This is a genomic window from Bartonella sp. AA89HNZF (assembly GCF_042196905.1).
Taxonomy (GTDB): domain Bacteria; phylum Pseudomonadota; class Alphaproteobacteria; order Rhizobiales; family Rhizobiaceae; genus Bartonella.
Genome location: NZ_JBHIRD010000026.1, coordinates 1 through 16900 on the forward strand (window position 1 = coordinate 1; position 16900 = coordinate 16900).

Sequence of the window (16900 nt, forward strand, 5' to 3'; positions counted from 1 at the left end):
GCTTGTTCCTATTTGGCATACAAAAGCTACAACAGCAGAGAAAGCACTAAACCGTCTTAATATTTGTCTCAAACATGTGGCGGCTTTGGGTTTGGATGTTGATTTACAAGCAACAACAAAAGCACGCACTCTTTTAGGAAAACAACGTCATAAGATCACTAATAGACCAGCAATGGATTGGAAAGATGTGCCAGCTTTTTATAAAACACCTTGTAAAAAAACTATGACACAACTGGCTTTGCGTTTGCTTATCCTTACAGGCGCTCGCTCTAGCTCTTTACGTCATATTCATAAAGACCAAATTGATAATGATATATGGACTATCCCTGCTGAAAATATGAAAGAAAAGCGCGATGCTACAACAGAATTTCGCGTACCTTTATCATCAGAAGCACTAAAAGTAATTGTCGAACACATGGTCGAAATGATGACAGTTGATCATTGAACCCACATCCTATCATACCAACAACTTCCAAATCAAAATGATCTTGCTAACCCTATAGTTCTCCTGTCTATAAACTAATACAATCTTCCAGTTAATGAAATGTGCTACCTTCCATCGGTGATCGCCATTTTCAGTTCATGTAACACAATACAAATAGCTTTTAGATAAGCTCTAATATGCCCCTAATCGCTATTATCGCTTGCTAAATTAAGAGAAATTAAGTTGTAAATCTTACTCTCACCTTCTCTATCCATTTCTCCCACCAGGGTTGAAATAGATTTTTTATTCTTAACTCTCTTTTTATGCCAATATATGTACTTCATTTGAGAAACTTTCTGATAGCTCAGCTTTCAACACTGCCCATTTTGTGGTATTGTGTAAAAATCTCTCTTTTTAATGTTAACATAAAAATCTTGAGACAATTATATAAATTAAGCTACAGTTTTCTACTTTCTGTTGAAAAAAGCAGATATAATTTTTATCAAAAAAGCTTTTTTCTAGGAAATGTTCTATGTACATTCAAATAGAATCCTAAAGCTCTTTATTAAACCTTATAAAGTTCTTTGAAAATGATATTAATATCGTAATATAACCCTAAAAATAAAATCTGCCCTTTCCTTTTTCATCAAAAGCGGTAAGTAAATTACCGTATATCACTTACATAAAGGGGAAAACACAATGCTTAAAGAATTCAAAGAATTTGCCCTAAAAGGTAATATGATTGATCTTGCTATCGGTGTGATTATAGGGGGTGCTTTTGGTAGCTTGGTCAACTCAATTGTCAATGATATTTTTATGCCAATCATTGGACTGATTACAGGTGGGATTGATTTTTCTAATATGTTTATTCAACTTGCTGGCGAAAAACAAGCAACATTGAGTGCCGCCAAAGCAGCTGGAGCAACCATTAGCTATGGACACTTTATTACTTTACTTATCAATTTTCTCATTATTGCTTGGGTTCTTTTTTTATTCGTTAAGGCTATGAATAAAATTCGTAGAAAAGAAGAAGAAAGCCCCAAAAAAACGTCTTCAGAAGAACAACTTTTAATAGAAATTAGAGATCTTTTGGCTAAGAAAAAATAATTTTATGCATGATTAACCTCATGGAACAAGAGGAAAAAACATTTCCACAGTTGTTCCATGATTTGGTTTTGAGAACAGTAAAAATTGTCCTCCTCTTTCTTCCACCATTGCTTTACACATTGGGAGGCCTAAACCTGTTCCCATAAAAGCGCTATCACCAGATCGGCCATCTTTGCGCTCTACTTGGCCATAAGGTTGCAGTGCCTGTATAATCTCTTCTTCGCTCATCCCTATACCATTATCGCTCACTGAAATTTTTACACGTTCTTTTCTATAAGAAACGTGAACAATAATCTGCCCACCCAATGGCGTAAAACGAATGGCATTAGAGAGAAGATTCCATATAATCTGGCGAAACACTTGTCGTGATACAGGAATAAATGGAACGTGAGGTGGAGCAACAATACGCATGATAATGCCGTTCTGATTAGCTTGAGTTTCAAGAAAAGCGATCGTCGCACGTAAACAAGATATCACATCAAATGTTTCAGAAATAAGGGAAGTATCAATCTGGTTATCGGAATCAGAATAATTTATCTTCGAGCACTCTAGTAATTGATTAATCAGCGATAATATATGTTTTCCAGAGGAAATAATATCGCGTAAATATCCATGATAGCGCTCATTTTCTATCGAACCAAAACGGCCTTCTCTCATAATTTCTGCAAAACCAATAAGAGCATTCAAAGGTGTTCGTATTTCATGAACAACTCCAACGATTTTATCCTCTTCTGCTTTTTTTTCTCCTGATGGAACTGTTTGTGTTATATCACGCAACATAACAGCATAATTGCCTTGCTTTGCCAAAAATACAATCGTTATCAAAACAGTTATATTTTTATGATTTTTCGTCATTAAATCAGCGCTTTCACTGCGATTTAAAACCTGATTTTTCCCCTCTATACCGATTGATTTAAAATATTTTTCAACCAAAGGTTGGCTTTGCAAAGTAAATAATGAAGAGAATGGCTGTCCTCGTAGTTCATTTATTTCATAACTCATTAATGCTAAGGCTGCCCTACTCGCTGATTGAATAAAGCCCTGTTTATCCAACCATAAAACACCATCAGTTGCTGTATCCAACAATGATAAAACTGCAGCTGGCTCTTTTATGAGAGCCTGTTCTATAGCATTTACCGACAATGTCTGTGCATATGGTAACTGAATAGCTGTCTCTTCAAAAAAATTCTCTTCTTCTTTTTCCGATGAATTCAATTCATCACGCAATTGCTCGGCAATCTCACGAAAAGCTGATCGTTCTATCTCAGAGAGACACGGCATTTCCGTCTTCAGCTTTTCATCTCTTTTTTCTTGGACTTTTTCTCGTACTTTTAAAACACCAAAGCCGCAAAATCCCTTAAGCTTCTTTTTAACATCAAAAATTGGTAAAGCAGATAACTCAACATCAAGCCATTGTGAACAGCCATCAACAGGCCATTGAACAATCTCTTCATTCCAAGGTACAGCCGCTTCAATAAAACGGCTAAGAATCCGATACCGCTCATCATTAAATTGATAAGCAAGATCATGAAAACTACATCCTAAAATAGAGGAAGAGAGAGGCCCAACAACTTCAGCTAACTCTTTTGAAACTTCACAAAATAAACCATTGCTATCAATTTTCCACGTAAAAGGTCGCGGCAAAAGCTCTGGTGTAAAACGAAAAGCTTCTTGCTTACATTTTAATTCATTTGTATTTAACTTCAACTCATCTTCTTTTAATGGCATAACTAAAACTAAAAAAGTATTGGATTTACTCTCAAACGAATAATGCTAATCTTTTACAAGTACCTTCTCTGGTTACAATACTCTGACATCTTGTATCAATTGTCTGTAGCAAAATTTTGACTGCTTCACCAACAAAACAAAAATAAAAAGAATTCCCTAACACTGTTACTTATTCACCTATTAAGGTAATAAGATTTGTCACCTTAATAGGAACATGATCCTCACATAAAATAGTCACCAAAAAAAGAATACACTTAATTTTGCGCATTCATGCGCCTGTTTTAAAGAGATATATCCACGATCCCCAAACTTATTTACGATGTCCCCCGTAAATGGTGCGCTATAAAGATCACCATAGAAGATATCAAAGCATTGTGTATTACCATTTTATACTTACGCAAAAATCAGCTAGCACCATCATTATGCTTTCCAGCTCCTCATGTTGCCAATAGTTTTTGGCATTTGAATGTCCTCATCAGAGGCATTTAAATTCCTTTTTTAAATGTTTTTTACCCATACGCTAACTTAACTTATGATATACAAAAAGATGGTTTTGACTATTCAACATGGAATAGATTTGAAATGAAAAAATCTTACGATATTGGAGACTTTTATTCACACAAATAATGATAAACTATCATTATAAATCAGTATATTGCATGATAAAAATCCGAAATTAAAAATTTCTTTTTCAAATAAAGTCTCGTAAGAATATCTTTCTTGCACTGACAGTATCAAATGATAATAAATTCAGCGTAGCGCTTTAAAGCACCCAACGCAACAGACCTTGTATATTGGACACTCTTCTTATGATATTCTCCATAATCGCCCAAAGACCTTTTTTTCATTAAAATCGAGACAGAAAAAAACAAAAAATACATCACCACACTATTTTACTCAAGAATCTCTCTGTAAATAGAATAGAAAACAAACATCATCGGTCTTCATATAAAGATTTGTTTAATTTCTTTACATTCCAGATCATTGAGAAATATTAAAAATATCTTACAATCTCCTTTGATATCAGCCTGTTTACCTCATCAGCAATTTTAATACAAAAAATCACTTTTGCTTTATGACTCTCTACTCAATTTTTTAATATTATGATAAAAAATAAATACGTGTAGCCCATTTTCTCTGAAAAAATAAAACAAGCACATTTAAATAATGACTGTCAGACATTTTAAAAATTGCCCATTTTAAAATGTGCTTGTTTATTTCCCTTCATTGAGTAGAATTTCACGTTTTCCAACATGATTAGCGGCTCCAACAATGCCTTTTTCTTCCATCTGTTCGACAAGAGAAGCTGCTTTATTATAGCCGATTGAAAGTCGACGCTGAATATAAGACGTTGAACATTTTCTATCACGCATAACAATCTTTACAGCTTGATTATAAAGTCCCTCACTCTCTTCATCAAAATCTTCGTCCTCAGAAAGTCCAACCGTTGAATCAGCAGAAGCATCCTCTTTGTTATCGTCTTCATTATCCGTTACCGTTGCTAAATAATCAGGTTTTCCTTGCATTTTAAGATGTGCAACGATGGATTCAACTTCTTCATCAGAGACAAAAGGGCTATGAACGCGCACGATGCGCCCACCACCTACCATATGAAGCATATCCCCCTGACCTAAAAGCGTTTCAGCACCTTGTTCACCCAAGATCGTACGACTATCAATTTTTGAGGTTACTTGAAAAGAAATACGGGTAGGAAAGTTCGCTTTAATTGTCCCTGTGATAACATCAACAGAAGGACGCTGCGTTGCCATAATAAGATGAATACCTGCCGCACGCGCCATTTGCGCTAAGCGCTGAATGGCATTCTCTATTTCTTTCCCTGCCACCATCATAAGATCAGCCATCTCATCAACAATCACAACAATATAAGGAAGCTGCGTGAGATCCATGGCTTCTTCATGATAAAGCATTTCCCCTGTTTCCTTATCAAAGCCCGATTGTACAGTACACATGATCGTCTCGCCTTTTTGAGCTGCAAGTGCAACGCGTGCATTAAAACCATCAATATTACGCACACCTAACTTAGCCATTTTGCGATAACGTTCTTCCATTTCACGAACCGCCCATTTTAAAGCTGTTACTGCTTTTTTAGGATCTGTTACAACAGGTGTTAAAAGATGTGGTATGCCATCATAAACAGAGAGCTCTAACATTTTAGGATCAACCATGATCAAACGACACTGCTTTGGTGTCATACGATAAAGAATCGACAAAATCATTGTATTAATTGCAACAGACTTTCCTGATCCTGTTGTTCCCGCAACCAATAAATGAGGCATTTTTGCTAATTCTGCAATGACCGGTTCACCATTAATCCCTTTCCCCAAAGCAAGAGCAAGTTTAAATTCACTTTCACGAAAAGAACGTGTTTGGATTAATTCCCGTAAATAAACGGTTTCACGAACCGCATTGGGTAACTCAATCCCGATAACATTACGTCCAGGAATGACAGCAACGCGTGTAGAAATAGCAGACATAGAACGTGCAATATCATCAGAAAGATTAATAACGCGCGATGACTTTACACCCGCAGCAGGCTCAAATTCATACATTGTAACCACTGGCCCTGGATGTACATGGATAACTTCACCCTTAATACCAAAATCTTCCAAAACACTTTCCAAAAGTCCAGCACCACGTTCTAATGTTTCCTGAGGAATCATCGTACCTTCATGAAAAACAGGTTTCTGTAATAAACTGACCGGAGGAAACTCATAAACATCACAGTCAACAGAGTGCATATTTTGCACAAAAGCAGAATCATAATTGCCTAATGGCGCGCGGCTAGATTGGAATATTTTAGTTTTAACGTTTGCTTGCATCACAGACAAATCTTTTGAATTCTTTGTGACATCTTTTGTTACACAATCAACGGTATTATTAGCGATAGTATTATTGCTATTTTCAGTCTCTATACGAGCCCCAGCACCGCTTAACGCCTCAGTATTGTTTAACGCCTCTGCATCACTTGACGTATGGACACAATCTTCAACAGAAAGCTTAGAATGATACTTTTTAGCCGTATCATTATTTGTATGCATTAAATCAGAAATTTGCTCAACACCTCGCATCCTTTCTGCTGGAGATTCTGATGTAATTGAATCATAGAGTTGTGGAAAGCGGTATTCAAGAACACGATAAAGAGCAGTTATTGACTCATCAAAGGCAGAAGGAATATGAGGTGTAATTTCATTTTTTGTGTCAATCGATGCATCCTCTTTTGAAGTTTGAGTATCCACATATTCAAATATCAAAGATTCACACTCAAAAAATGCATCATTGGAAAGGTGCAAAGCAGGATTCATTTTTTGTAGCACATTTTCTCCTGGTAATTTATGTTCTTGTTTATCCTCCTTAAGCGGAATATTTTCTGGTGACATACCAATAGTCTGTCGTGACAACTGCTGTAAAACTGTTGAATGACAAACTGACGTTTTATTCTCTATTGATTGAGGATTAATGACTTTTTTTGTGGATAGAGCATTTTTCGTTTTCTTATTACAGCGTACAATATCTGTAATTTGTTTTTGATCTTGTTTCGTAAAAATTTTAAACTGTTTTGCAAAAATTGGATCTGTTTCTATACGACGACGCAAAATCTCAACTTCTGGGGTACGCGTAAAACGGACATTTTTTCCGAGGGTAAATGCCTTTTTCCACACTTCCGGATAAGGAAATATCTCGGTAATCTTAATAGATAAATCTTCTCTTGATGCACCTTTTGTACCATCATCAGAAAAAGAAGATGTAGAAATAGATTTTGTTTTCGAATTATGCATGGCACCCAACAAATTTATAGCAATGAGAAAAATAATCTTTTCAAAAAGAATTCATAGAGACTATCGTATGAAGGTTAATAACCTTTTGCTGATAGCTACTTTTCAATAAAAAAAATAATGCCATAATGCATATTCATAATGTTTTTTCTTCCTATTTACGACGTCAACTACCCAGTTTATGGTGTCGTATAGCGCGTATTCCATTCGTTTTGAAAAAAACTTCATGATAAAAAAAGCTTCAAGGAAATTGTCTATACCTCTCTTTCTCTCCCTGTTCATAAAAGAAATTAGTCTCGATAATACAAATAGTTATATAAGCATTGCTCTATTAAATTCTTCATGCTCAATTACCATAATATAATCTAGTTTCTCGCGTTTTTATAAGATTACCCTTGTTATCCTCGTTTAAAAAGGCTTAGACTAAGATAATCATAATGACATAAACACAAATAGAAAAAAGGGAGCCAATTATGTTTAACAAACGGAAATTTTATATCAATGGTCTATGGGATGATCCAAGCACTCCTCACGACTTTGACGTCATTAATCCATCAACAGAAGAGGCTTGTGCTGTCATTAGCCTTGGAAGTACAAAAGATGCCGATAAGGCAATTAACGCGGCTAAAGAAGCGTTTCAAAAATGGAAAACAACGTCACCAAGCGAGCGTCTTGGATTCGTTGAAAAAATTCTAGAGATCTATGAAAAACGTTCCAAAGACATGGCAAAAACTATTTCAATGGAAATGGGAGCACCGATTGATATGGCGCTTAATGCGCAAACTGCAACCGGAAGTTCTCATATTCGCAATTTTATCAAAGCTTATAAAGAGTTTTCGTTCCAAGAAACTTTAATAAAGGGAAATGAGCAAGCCATCCTTCACTACGATCCTATCGGCGTTGTAGGATTAATTACGCCATGGAATTGGCCCATGAATCAAGTAACGCTTAAAGTTATCCCTGCTCTCTTGGCTGGCTGTACTATGGTGTTAAAACCCTCTGAAATTGCGCCTCTTTCTGCTATGCTTTTTGCTGAAATTTTAGATGAAGCAGCACTTCCAGCCGGTGTTTTTAATTTAATCAATGGTGATGGTGCGACTGTCGGCTCTTACCTCTCTGCACATCCAGATTTAGAAATGATCAGCTTTACTGGTTCAACCAGAGCAGGAAAAGATATTTCGAAAAATGCCAGCGCAACTTTAAAAAGAGTCTGTCTGGAACTTGGGGGAAAAGGAGCGAATATTATCTTTGCTGATGCCGACTCAGATGCTATTCAACGTGGTGCACGACATTGCTTTTATAATAGTGGACAAAGTTGTAATGCACCGACTCGTATGCTTGTGGAACAGAGCATCTATGACAAAGCCGTAAAAATAGCTAAAGATATTGCAGAAACAACAAAAGTAGGACCAAACTACCAAGAAGGAAATCATATTGGGCCTGTCGTTTCAAAAAAACAATACGATAAAATTCAAGAACTTATCCAATCGGGAATTGATGAAGGTGCAACTCTTGTTGCAGGCGGAATTGGTTTACCAAAAGGAATGGAACGCGGTTATTATGTTCGTCCAACAGTCTTTGCTGATGTAAAACCTCATATGCGTATTTTTAAAGAAGAAATCTTTGGTCCAGTTCTCTCGATTCTTGCTTTTAGTACAGAAGAAGAAGCCGTCGCTTTAGCCAATAACACTGAGTATGGTCTTACAAATTATATTCAATCACAAGATCGCAACAAATGTCGTCGTATTGCAGCACAAGTACGCTCTGGTATGGTAGAAGTTAATGGACATGGGTTACCCAGTGGAAGCTACTTTGGAGGTGTAAAATTTTCTGGGCGCGCCCGTGAAGGGGGACATTGGGGAATTAAAGAATTTCTTGATAGTAAAGCAATTTCATACTGGTAAGAGAATCTTATTAAAAACTTAATAGGAATCGTATGGTAATACAGAAAATAACGGATGAAGGTGCTCTTGGGCAACGTCTTGACCAGTGGCTCGCAAAACAATACCATAATGTGCTCTCACGTTCACGTTTGCAAGCCCTCATCCATGAAGGCTGTCTTAAGATTGATGGTCATCTCATAAAGGAACCAAAAACAAAATTAAAAATTAACCAAATAATTGAATTGGCAATGCCTGATCTTCGTGATGCAGAACCTAGCGCTGAAGCTATCGCATTGGACATCCTTTTTGAAGATGATCATATCATCGTTATTAATAAACCAGCTGGTCTTGTTGTTCATCCTGGGAATGGCAATTGGACTGGTACGTTGGTTAATGCTCTTATTTACCACTGTGGTAATAGTTTATCTGGTATAGGTGGTGTTAAACGCCCTGGCATTGTCCATCGTCTCGATAAAAATACAAGCGGTGTTATGGTTGTTGCAAAAAATGATCTTGCCCATAAAAGTCTTAGCGCTCAATTTTCTGATCATGGACGTACCTGCGCATTAGATCGACGTTATCATGCCTTGATTTGGGGGGCACCTCAGCGCAATGTCTGGACAATTGATGCATCACTTGGTCGTTCGCCCCATAACCGAACAAAGCAAGCTGTTATTCATAGCCAAAATCTTTATGCTCGTCATGCTGTTACACATGTTTCTCTGCTTGAAAAATACGGTACTCATCCAGACTCAACGTCTTTTGCTAGCCTTCTGGAATGTCGCTTGGAAACCGGACGTACCCATCAAATCCGTGTTCATATGGCTCATATCGGACATCCTCTCGTAGGTGATACGGTTTATGGAAATGCTTTTAAAACAAAGTCAAATACCCTTAATCCCATTATTAAAAATGTAATAGATCAATTCAACCGACATGCACTCCATGCTGCAAGTCTTACTTTTGAACATCCTTCTACCGGTAAAGTTATGTCGTTTTCCACACCGCTGCCTCAAGATATGGCTAAACTTATTAAGCATTTTAAAAAAATGAATTGAAACTTTTCTCCTTCTCAAGATTTGACAATAAAATATCTTTTTTTGAACAAAATTCAAAAATATGCTAAAGTGAGGTTACAAGGGTAGTTCGCTATCTGAAACAGAGAATTTGCCTTATCAGGGAATTCAGACAAAAGGAGGGTGCTATATGGCCCATATGAATTTGTTATCAGTAATAACAGGTGATGGCGGTTTAAATCGTTACTTAGAGGAAGTCCGTCGTTTTCCAATGCTTGAACCAAAAGAAGAATATATGTTAGCTCAGCGTTACCGTGAGCATAATGACTTAAAAGCTGCGCATAGGCTGGTAACCAGTCATTTGCGTCTCGTAGCTAAAATAGCGATGGGATATCGGGGCTATGGACTCCCCATTGGGGAAGTCATTTCAGAAGGTAATGTTGGACTCATGCAAGCTGTTAAACGTTTCGAACCAGAACGGGGTTTTCGTCTTGCAACCTATGCAATATGGTGGATTAAAGCATCAATCCAAGAGTATGTATTGCGATCTTGGAGTTTGGTGAAAATGGGGACAACAGCCAATCAAAAGCGCTTGTTTTTCAACCTTCGTAAGATAAAAAGTAAACTTCAAGCCCTTGATAGCGGTGATCTCAACGCAGAACAAGTAAAAGAAATTGCAACACAGTTGAATGTTACAGAAGATGAAGTTGTTTCAATGAATCGCAGGCTTGGTGGTGACACGTCACTCAATGCACCGATTCGAACAAAGGAAGGGGAAAACAGCGAGCTGCAAGATTGGTTGGTGGATGAATCTAACGATCAAGAACAAATTTTAATTGAAAAAAGTGAATTAGAAAATCGCCGTTCCATGCTCATAAATGCCATGGACAATCTCAATGAACGCGAAAAACGTATATTCAAAGCGCGTCGTTTAAACGATATCCCACTAACCTTAGAAGAACTCTCTGGTGAATTTAATATTAGTCGAGAACGAGTAAGACAAATTGAAATGCGTGCATTTGAAAAAGTGCAAAACTTTATCAAAGATTCTACTTTATCTCAAAGTCAAGTGTAAAACCTAGAGTTAAGTATAAAGCCAATGGTTTGCACATTCTTAAAGTAAAAATGAAAAAAGGCATATATTGGCTTTATACGGGTAAATTGGTCTATCGAATTCTTTAAGTTATTGATATGTAAAGATTTAGTGAATGTATGTGGTATATAATTGATAAAGACGGTCGTAGAAAATTCTTCACAGCCGTTTATTTTTTTGCATCTATGTTTTATTTTTTTGACCAAGAACTGTTAACTTATCTTGTTGTGCAAGCCATTGTCCAATAACTTCATTAAAAATAGACTTACCTGTTGGTCCTTTTGCAAAGGTTAATTCACTTATACGCCCGTTTTTATCCGTTAACACCAAACGCATCCAATCTAATTCTCGCATCAATTGTAAATTTCGATCAAGAAATGGATGATTTCGACTCAATGCGACAAGAAAAAAGTCATCGTTAATCTTTGCAGCAATAGTTCTTGTTAAAGCCAATCCAATGGATTGTTCACTTGCTTTAAAGGTTAATGCTTGAACATTGCTTATAGCTTTACCTGAAAATTTATCCGAAAGAATAAAAATAAGGTCCATAATATACGCAGCAGGAAATGACTGATCGGTATTACGACGTAAAATTAACCGTAATGATATCCCTTCATCAGGAATTGTTATATCACCTTGTATAGTTGTTTCTTCTGGAGCCCCCTTCACATAAGACTCCTTTATAAGCGTCCAGCGAACACTTCCGGTTGCCATCTTTTCTGCATCATAATTTGTACGTGCTTGATAAAAAACAGCTTCACCCGATTTTTCAAGCGACTGCAAATTGCTAGAAACAACTGTTGAGATTCCTTCTTCATCCGAAGAATCTGTCGCTTGTTTTAAACCGACATCAATTTCACTCCCATCCTCTAATAAGCGTTGTGTTAACTTTCTCTTAACCGAAAGTGCCTTTGGAACTCTGTGAGAAGCTTGAAGATTTTCTCCTAACAACTGATGATCATTTGATATAAATACACGCTCACCAACAAAAAAAATACCAACCGTTAAAACAACAATACTAACAACAGAAACAGCACTTATCACAATACGCCTTTGCACCAGTGATTTATTAGCGCGACGTAAAGCCTGGGAAAAAATATGCGAAACAATATGCGGATTATCTTCCTGCGAGGGAGAACCCTTTAACGTACAGCTATTAACATGCTGAGAAGAGAAATAAGCCCCCATATTAACAGGCTCTGCATCTGGTACATCTGATACATAAGGCTTATCAAATACTTTATTATCTTTTGAACGTGCAACAAAATCCTGCTTTCTTTTTATGTTTACCATTGAAAATTCATTATTCTTTGGTAATATAACTTTTTTTGTAACTTTCTTATCTTCATTTATATTTGTGGGATTCCACCCAATGACTGAAGAAAGCAATTTCTTTTCAACTACTAAATATTCTTCTTCAACGGTTGCGATAGAACTTCGAAGAATCTTTCTTTGTTCATCCGCTATTGCTTGTGGGATTTTTGCTATTACAAATTGATGTTCTAGTGTTTCGATAGCCCGCTTATAAATCCGCTTACGCACTTGTGGTGTAATATTATTTTGTGCATTAATTGTCTTTTTTAAGATTCCAACGAAATCTACCATTTCCTCTATAATCTCTCTTAAACTGAGAAAAAATCAATAGTAAAGCCAAAAAACTTTATTTTAGCCTTCTAAATTGGTTGCCATTTAATATTGGTACAACTATCGCAATAATGTAAAATGAATATGAAAAATAAACAATGCTATTTTGCACCTTTCTCTTACGTGCTCTTAAAAACTTTTTTGTAAAAAGATACAAAAACGAACAGAGAACATATATAGAAATCTAAAAACAACCATCAATTTGCAAAGGGATCTGTAATCAGAATAGTATCTTCACGCTCTGGACTCGTGGATAATAAAGCTACTTTTGTATTAATCCGTTCTTCAATATAGCGTATGTATTTAACAGCCTGCGCAGGTAAATCTTCCCACGTCAGCGCATGTGCTGTTTTTTCCTTCCAACCTTCTAATGTTTCATAAACAGGCTTCACCCGAGCTTGAGCTCCCATGGAAGAAGGTAAATAATCAATTCTTCTACCATCAAGCTCATAACCAATACAAATTTTTATTTCATCTAAACCATCCAAAACATCAAGTTTTGTCAATGCTATCCCTTGCACACCGCAAATTGTTACCATCTGACGTACTAAGACAGCATCAAACCAACCACATCGACGCTTTCGACCCGTTACAACACCAAATTCATGTCCACGCACTCCCAGAAATTCACCAATATCATTTATTTGCTCTGTCGGAAACGGCCCTTCTCCAACGCGTGTGGTGTAAGCTTTTGCAATACCCAAAACATAATGAATTGCACCAGGTCCCATCCCTGAACCTGTACATGCCTGCCCAGCAACTGTATTCGATGACGTTACATAAGGATAAGTTCCAAAATCATTATCGAGTAAAGCACCTTGCGCACCTTCAAAAAGAATGTGTTTCCCTCCTCGATACCCTTCATCTAAAAGACGCCACGTACAATCCATAAAGGGTAAAATTTTATCCGCGACTTGCATCAATTCATCATAAAGTGCTTGAGAATCAATTTCCGCAACACCCATTCCACGACGCAAAGCATTATGATGCCTCAAAAGCCGCTCAATCTTAGCCATAAGTGTATCTTTTTCTGCTAAATCCATCACTCGGATAGCACGACGTCCCACCTTATCTTCATAAGCCGGTCCAATACCGCGCTTTGTTGTACCAATCTTTAAACCAGATAAACCGCTTTCTCGAATTGCATCAAGATCACGATGCAAAGAAAGAATCAAAGGAGCATTTTCAGCAATCCGTAAAATTTCTGGTGTAATTTGTACACCCTGATCACATAGTTTTTTTAATTCTGCAACAAAATGATGAGGATCAACAACAACACCATTTCCAATGATTGATAGCTTTCCACGCACTAAACCAGACGGTAAAAGCGATAATTTATAACTCACTCCATCAATAACCAATGTGTGGCCAGCATTATGCCCCCCCTGATATCTTACCACAATATCTGCTCGCTCAGACAACCAATCTACAATTTTACCTTTGCCTTCATCACCCCATTGTGTACCGACAACAACTACATTGGCCATAATTTTCTCCGTCATGTTTGGTCAAAAAAACCAGCATTCAAAAACAAATGCTTCCTTATAACGAAACCTTAAAGCAAGTGCGACTCCTCATTTCAGATTTTTCTCAATCTTCAAGTGATTAAATTTTCAAATTTATGATAATAAAGATAAGAAAATACCCAAATATTTTAAATCTGTCATTTTCGCTACAAAAAGTAAAAACATTAGAGATTTTAATTTGTTCGTATCCAACACCTGACAAAGTATTCATTCCCCGTCTTAATCTTTTACAATTCATGTAATATTTAGAGGCTGTTTGTTTGATACAAGAATACGAAAGATCATCATAATCTCTCGTATCCTTTTTTGTTTAAAAACACGTTGTGAAAATCACCAGTAATTATTTAAAGCTGTGCTTTTTCAACTTGGAACGCCCACTCAAGCCATTGTGTTAAAATTTCAAGATCGGAAGCCTCAATTGTTATACCCGCCCAAATTCGAAGCCCAGGAGGAGCATCGCGATACGAACCGATATCATAAGCAACCCCTTCCTCATCAAGACGTTTCACAACCGCTTTTATAAAAGATACTCGATTTTCTGTATCCAAAGCAGTAATCACTGGATCCACAATATCTAAACAAACAGCGGTGTTAGAACGCACTTCAGGATCTTTTGCCAAATATTCTAACCATGGCGTTTTGCGAACAAAAGCATCAAGTACAGAAAAATTTTTCTCAACCCGAGCTCTTAATGCCGCTGCACCTCCTAGAGATTTTGCCCACTTCAACCCATCAAGGAAATCCTCAACACAAAGCATAGAAGGTGTATTGATGATCTTTCCTTTAAAAATATCTTCATTCAATTTTCCATTTTTTGTCATATAGAAAAGTTGGGGCATAGGCCAAGCTGGAACATGATTCTCAAGCCTCTCAACAGCACGAGGGCTTAAAATCACCATACCATGTGCTGCTTCACCTCCCAAAACTTTCTGCCATGAAAACGTCACAACATCTAATTTTGAAAAATCAAGATATTGCGCAAAAGCTGCCGATGTTGCATCACAAATGGTCAATCCAGCCCGCTTATGCGGAATGAAATCTGCATTAGGAATACGCACACCAGAAGTTGTCCCATTCCATGTAAAAACAACATCCCGATCAAAGTCAAGTTGTGTTAAATCTGGTATTTCACCATAAGGAGCTTCAAAACGACGCACATCAGAAAGTTTTAATTGCTCGACAACATCTTTATTCCACCCAAACCCAAAACTTTCCCACGCCGCCATATCAATGCCACGCTCACCTAATAAAGACCATAAAGCGGCCTCAACAGCACCGGTATCTGAACCAGGCATAATTCCTATACGATGATCAGAAGGAACTTCAAGAATCTCACGGGTTAAATCAACAACTTCAGCAAGTTTTAATTCTGCTTCTCTCGATCTATGCGAACGCCCAACTAATGCATTTTTAAGAACATCAAGAGTCCAACCAGGCCGTTTGCTACAAGGACCTGAAGAAAAATTAGTATTATTGGGACGACTACTTGGTTTTTGTAACATTATCATTATTTCTCCCCTTTTAGATGTTTTTCTTTCTTTATAAAGAAAAACAAATTATTATAAAGACTAATCAATAATCTTTTTAGAAAAAAGTCAAAAATATTGTCTATTATTGCGTATGCTTAAGATTCATAAAAACTTTATAAAAAAATCTTTCTTAATCATGCTTCTCGATTGATTCTTTTAATTTTTTTTCGTATCATCACCACAATAAGACAGCCTTCTAATAACAATACACTAAAGTGTCCAATATACCTATCAATTTTATTTTATGATAAAAATTCATTGATAACGCTCTAGAATAGGGAGATAAACTTATTAAAAAATCAATTATTTTTCTTTTGATGACTGGACAGAGAAAATTTTAATGTTATAACCGCAAACGCTTTATATTTTTTATGAAGCATGCCCAGATAGCTCAGTTGGTAGAGCAGCGGACTGAAAATCCGCGTGTCCGTGGTTCGAATCCGCGTCTGGGCACCACACTCTTCTTTGTTATATGTAGCCTATTGTTTTTACTGACTTTTAAGTTAGTCGTGCCTGAGTAAAATTAAGGGAATAGGGTTTTCTAACATTTGTCTATAAAGCACGCTTCATACAAAAACAACACTTTGATTTATAATGATAATCTAGCGTTATTCATATTGAATTAGACCCTCGAATAATGTAAGATTCTCTCATTTCAAAGCTGTTTATCTTGAATCAATCAAAACCACTCATTTGCACATAACAAGTGGGATGAATGTGTGGATAAATTTATATAAGAAAGGAGTAAAAATGGCTCTTATGAACCGTCTTAATGCAAGATCTGTCGCAACATTGGAAGCTGGAAAATATAATGATGGTGCCGGGGCTTGCTTCTTCACAAACGTAAAGATGGAGGTGCTCAATGGATTTATCGTTATACCATTCATGGTCAACGCCGTGAAATGGGATTGGGTGCCTTAAGACATGTCTCTTTAAAACAAGCCCGTGAATTGGCAACTTGGGTGGCGCTCTGTTTTGCATGAGGGGCGTAACCCCATTAAAGAACGCGATAAACAAAAGCGTGAAGCAATAAGCAATCTCCATTACTTAAAAGACATTGCCGTAGATGCTTTTGAAAATCGGAAAGCTGAATTAAAAGATGATGGTAAGGCTTGTGATTGGTTTTCACCTTTACGTCTTTATATTCTCCCTAAAT

General features: G+C 36.7%; 9 protein-coding genes, 1 tRNA gene and 2 pseudogenes. 7 read left to right on the forward strand and 5 right to left on the reverse strand.

Annotation, left to right across the window (positions count from 1 at the left end):
- Together ACFIN0_RS08560 and mscL are read left to right on the forward strand one after the other, a co-directional pair.
- Positions 1 to 445: pseudogene (locus ACFIN0_RS08560) on the forward strand (integrase); the annotation flags it as partial.
- 678 nt (positions 446 to 1123) lie between these two features.
- Positions 1124 to 1531, forward strand: coding sequence for a large conductance mechanosensitive channel protein MscL (gene mscL / locus ACFIN0_RS08565; protein ID WP_375607446.1), 408 nt, complete (start codon positions 1124 to 1126; stop codon positions 1529 to 1531).
- 18 nt (positions 1532 to 1549) lie between these two features.
- Here the strand turns inward: mscL and ACFIN0_RS08570 are convergent, their stop codons facing one another.
- Together ACFIN0_RS08570 and ACFIN0_RS08575 are read right to left on the reverse strand one after the other, a co-directional pair.
- Positions 1550 to 3259, reverse strand: coding sequence for an ATP-binding protein (locus tag ACFIN0_RS08570; RefSeq protein WP_375702327.1), 1710 nt, complete (start codon positions 3257 to 3259; stop codon positions 1550 to 1552).
- A gap of 1214 nt (positions 3260 to 4473) precedes the next feature.
- Positions 4474 to 7056: a DNA translocase FtsK gene (locus ACFIN0_RS08575; protein WP_375702328.1), complete on the reverse strand. Its 2583-nt coding sequence runs from the start codon at positions 7054 to 7056 to the stop codon at positions 4474 to 4476.
- Positions 7057 to 7526: 470 nt separating this feature from the next.
- Between ACFIN0_RS08575 and ACFIN0_RS08580 the strand changes: the two genes are divergently transcribed.
- The 3 genes from ACFIN0_RS08580 to rpoH all read left to right on the forward strand — a co-directional run bounded on the left by ACFIN0_RS08580 (position 7527) and on the right by rpoH (position 11027).
- Positions 7527 to 8957 carry an aldehyde dehydrogenase family protein gene (locus tag ACFIN0_RS08580; RefSeq protein WP_375609688.1) on the forward strand — a complete coding sequence of 477 codons (1431 nt, stop codon included), beginning with the start codon at positions 7527 to 7529 and terminating at the stop codon, positions 8955 to 8957.
- 32 nt (positions 8958 to 8989) lie between these two features.
- Positions 8990 to 9994, forward strand: a complete 1005-nt coding sequence (locus ACFIN0_RS08585) for an RluA family pseudouridine synthase (protein WP_375702329.1) — start codon at positions 8990 to 8992, stop codon at positions 9992 to 9994.
- Positions 9995 to 10142: 148 nt separating this feature from the next.
- Positions 10143 to 11027 carry an RNA polymerase sigma factor RpoH gene (gene rpoH / locus ACFIN0_RS08590; RefSeq protein WP_375696998.1) on the forward strand — a complete coding sequence of 295 codons (885 nt, stop codon included), beginning with the start codon at positions 10143 to 10145 and terminating at the stop codon, positions 11025 to 11027.
- Positions 11028 to 11228: 201 nt separating this feature from the next.
- On the opposite strand, the gene ACFIN0_RS08595 is transcribed toward rpoH, so the two are convergent.
- From ACFIN0_RS08595 to ACFIN0_RS08605, 3 genes are all read right to left on the reverse strand, one after another.
- Positions 11229 to 12650, reverse strand: a complete 1422-nt coding sequence (locus tag ACFIN0_RS08595) for a hypothetical protein (protein ID WP_375610900.1) — start codon at positions 12648 to 12650, stop codon at positions 11229 to 11231.
- A 236-nt stretch (positions 12651 to 12886) separates the two neighbouring features.
- Entirely contained in the window at positions 12887 to 14176 is a 1290-nt protein-coding gene (locus ACFIN0_RS08600; protein WP_375614772.1) for an adenylosuccinate synthase, read from the reverse strand.
- A 383-nt stretch (positions 14177 to 14559) separates the two neighbouring features.
- Positions 14560 to 15723 carry a phosphoserine transaminase gene (locus ACFIN0_RS08605; RefSeq protein ID WP_375607454.1) on the reverse strand — a complete coding sequence of 388 codons (1164 nt, stop codon included), beginning with the start codon at positions 15721 to 15723 and terminating at the stop codon, positions 14560 to 14562.
- Between the two features lie 401 nt (positions 15724 to 16124).
- Between ACFIN0_RS08605 and ACFIN0_RS08610 the strand changes: the two genes are divergently transcribed.
- Together ACFIN0_RS08610 and ACFIN0_RS08615 are read left to right on the forward strand one after the other, a co-directional pair.
- A tRNA-Phe gene (locus ACFIN0_RS08610) sits at positions 16125 to 16200 on the forward strand.
- 294 nt (positions 16201 to 16494) lie between these two features.
- Positions 16495 to 16900: pseudogene (locus ACFIN0_RS08615) on the forward strand (Arm DNA-binding domain-containing protein); the annotation flags it as partial.

Coding starts and splice junctions, on each gene's coding strand:
- ACFIN0_RS08570 (WP_375702327.1), bottom strand. CDS start 3,259: ATGCCATTAAAAGAAGATGAGTTGAAGTTAAATACAAATGAATTAAAA.
- mscL (WP_375607446.1), top strand. CDS start 1,124: ATGCTTAAAGAATTCAAAGAATTTGCCCTAAAAGGTAATATGATTGAT.
- ACFIN0_RS08580 (WP_375609688.1), top strand. CDS start 7,527: ATGTTTAACAAACGGAAATTTTATATCAATGGTCTATGGGATGATCCA.
- rpoH (WP_375696998.1), top strand. CDS start 10,143: ATGGCCCATATGAATTTGTTATCAGTAATAACAGGTGATGGCGGTTTA.
- ACFIN0_RS08585 (WP_375702329.1), top strand. CDS start 8,990: ATGGTAATACAGAAAATAACGGATGAAGGTGCTCTTGGGCAACGTCTT.
- ACFIN0_RS08605 (WP_375607454.1), bottom strand. CDS start 15,723: ATGATAATGTTACAAAAACCAAGTAGTCGTCCCAATAATACTAATTTT.
- ACFIN0_RS08575 (WP_375702328.1), bottom strand. CDS start 7,056: ATGCATAATTCGAAAACAAAATCTATTTCTACATCTTCTTTTTCTGAT.
- ACFIN0_RS08595 (WP_375610900.1), bottom strand. CDS start 12,650: ATGGTAGATTTCGTTGGAATCTTAAAAAAGACAATTAATGCACAAAAT.
- ACFIN0_RS08600 (WP_375614772.1), bottom strand. CDS start 14,176: ATGGCCAATGTAGTTGTTGTCGGTACACAATGGGGTGATGAAGGCAAA.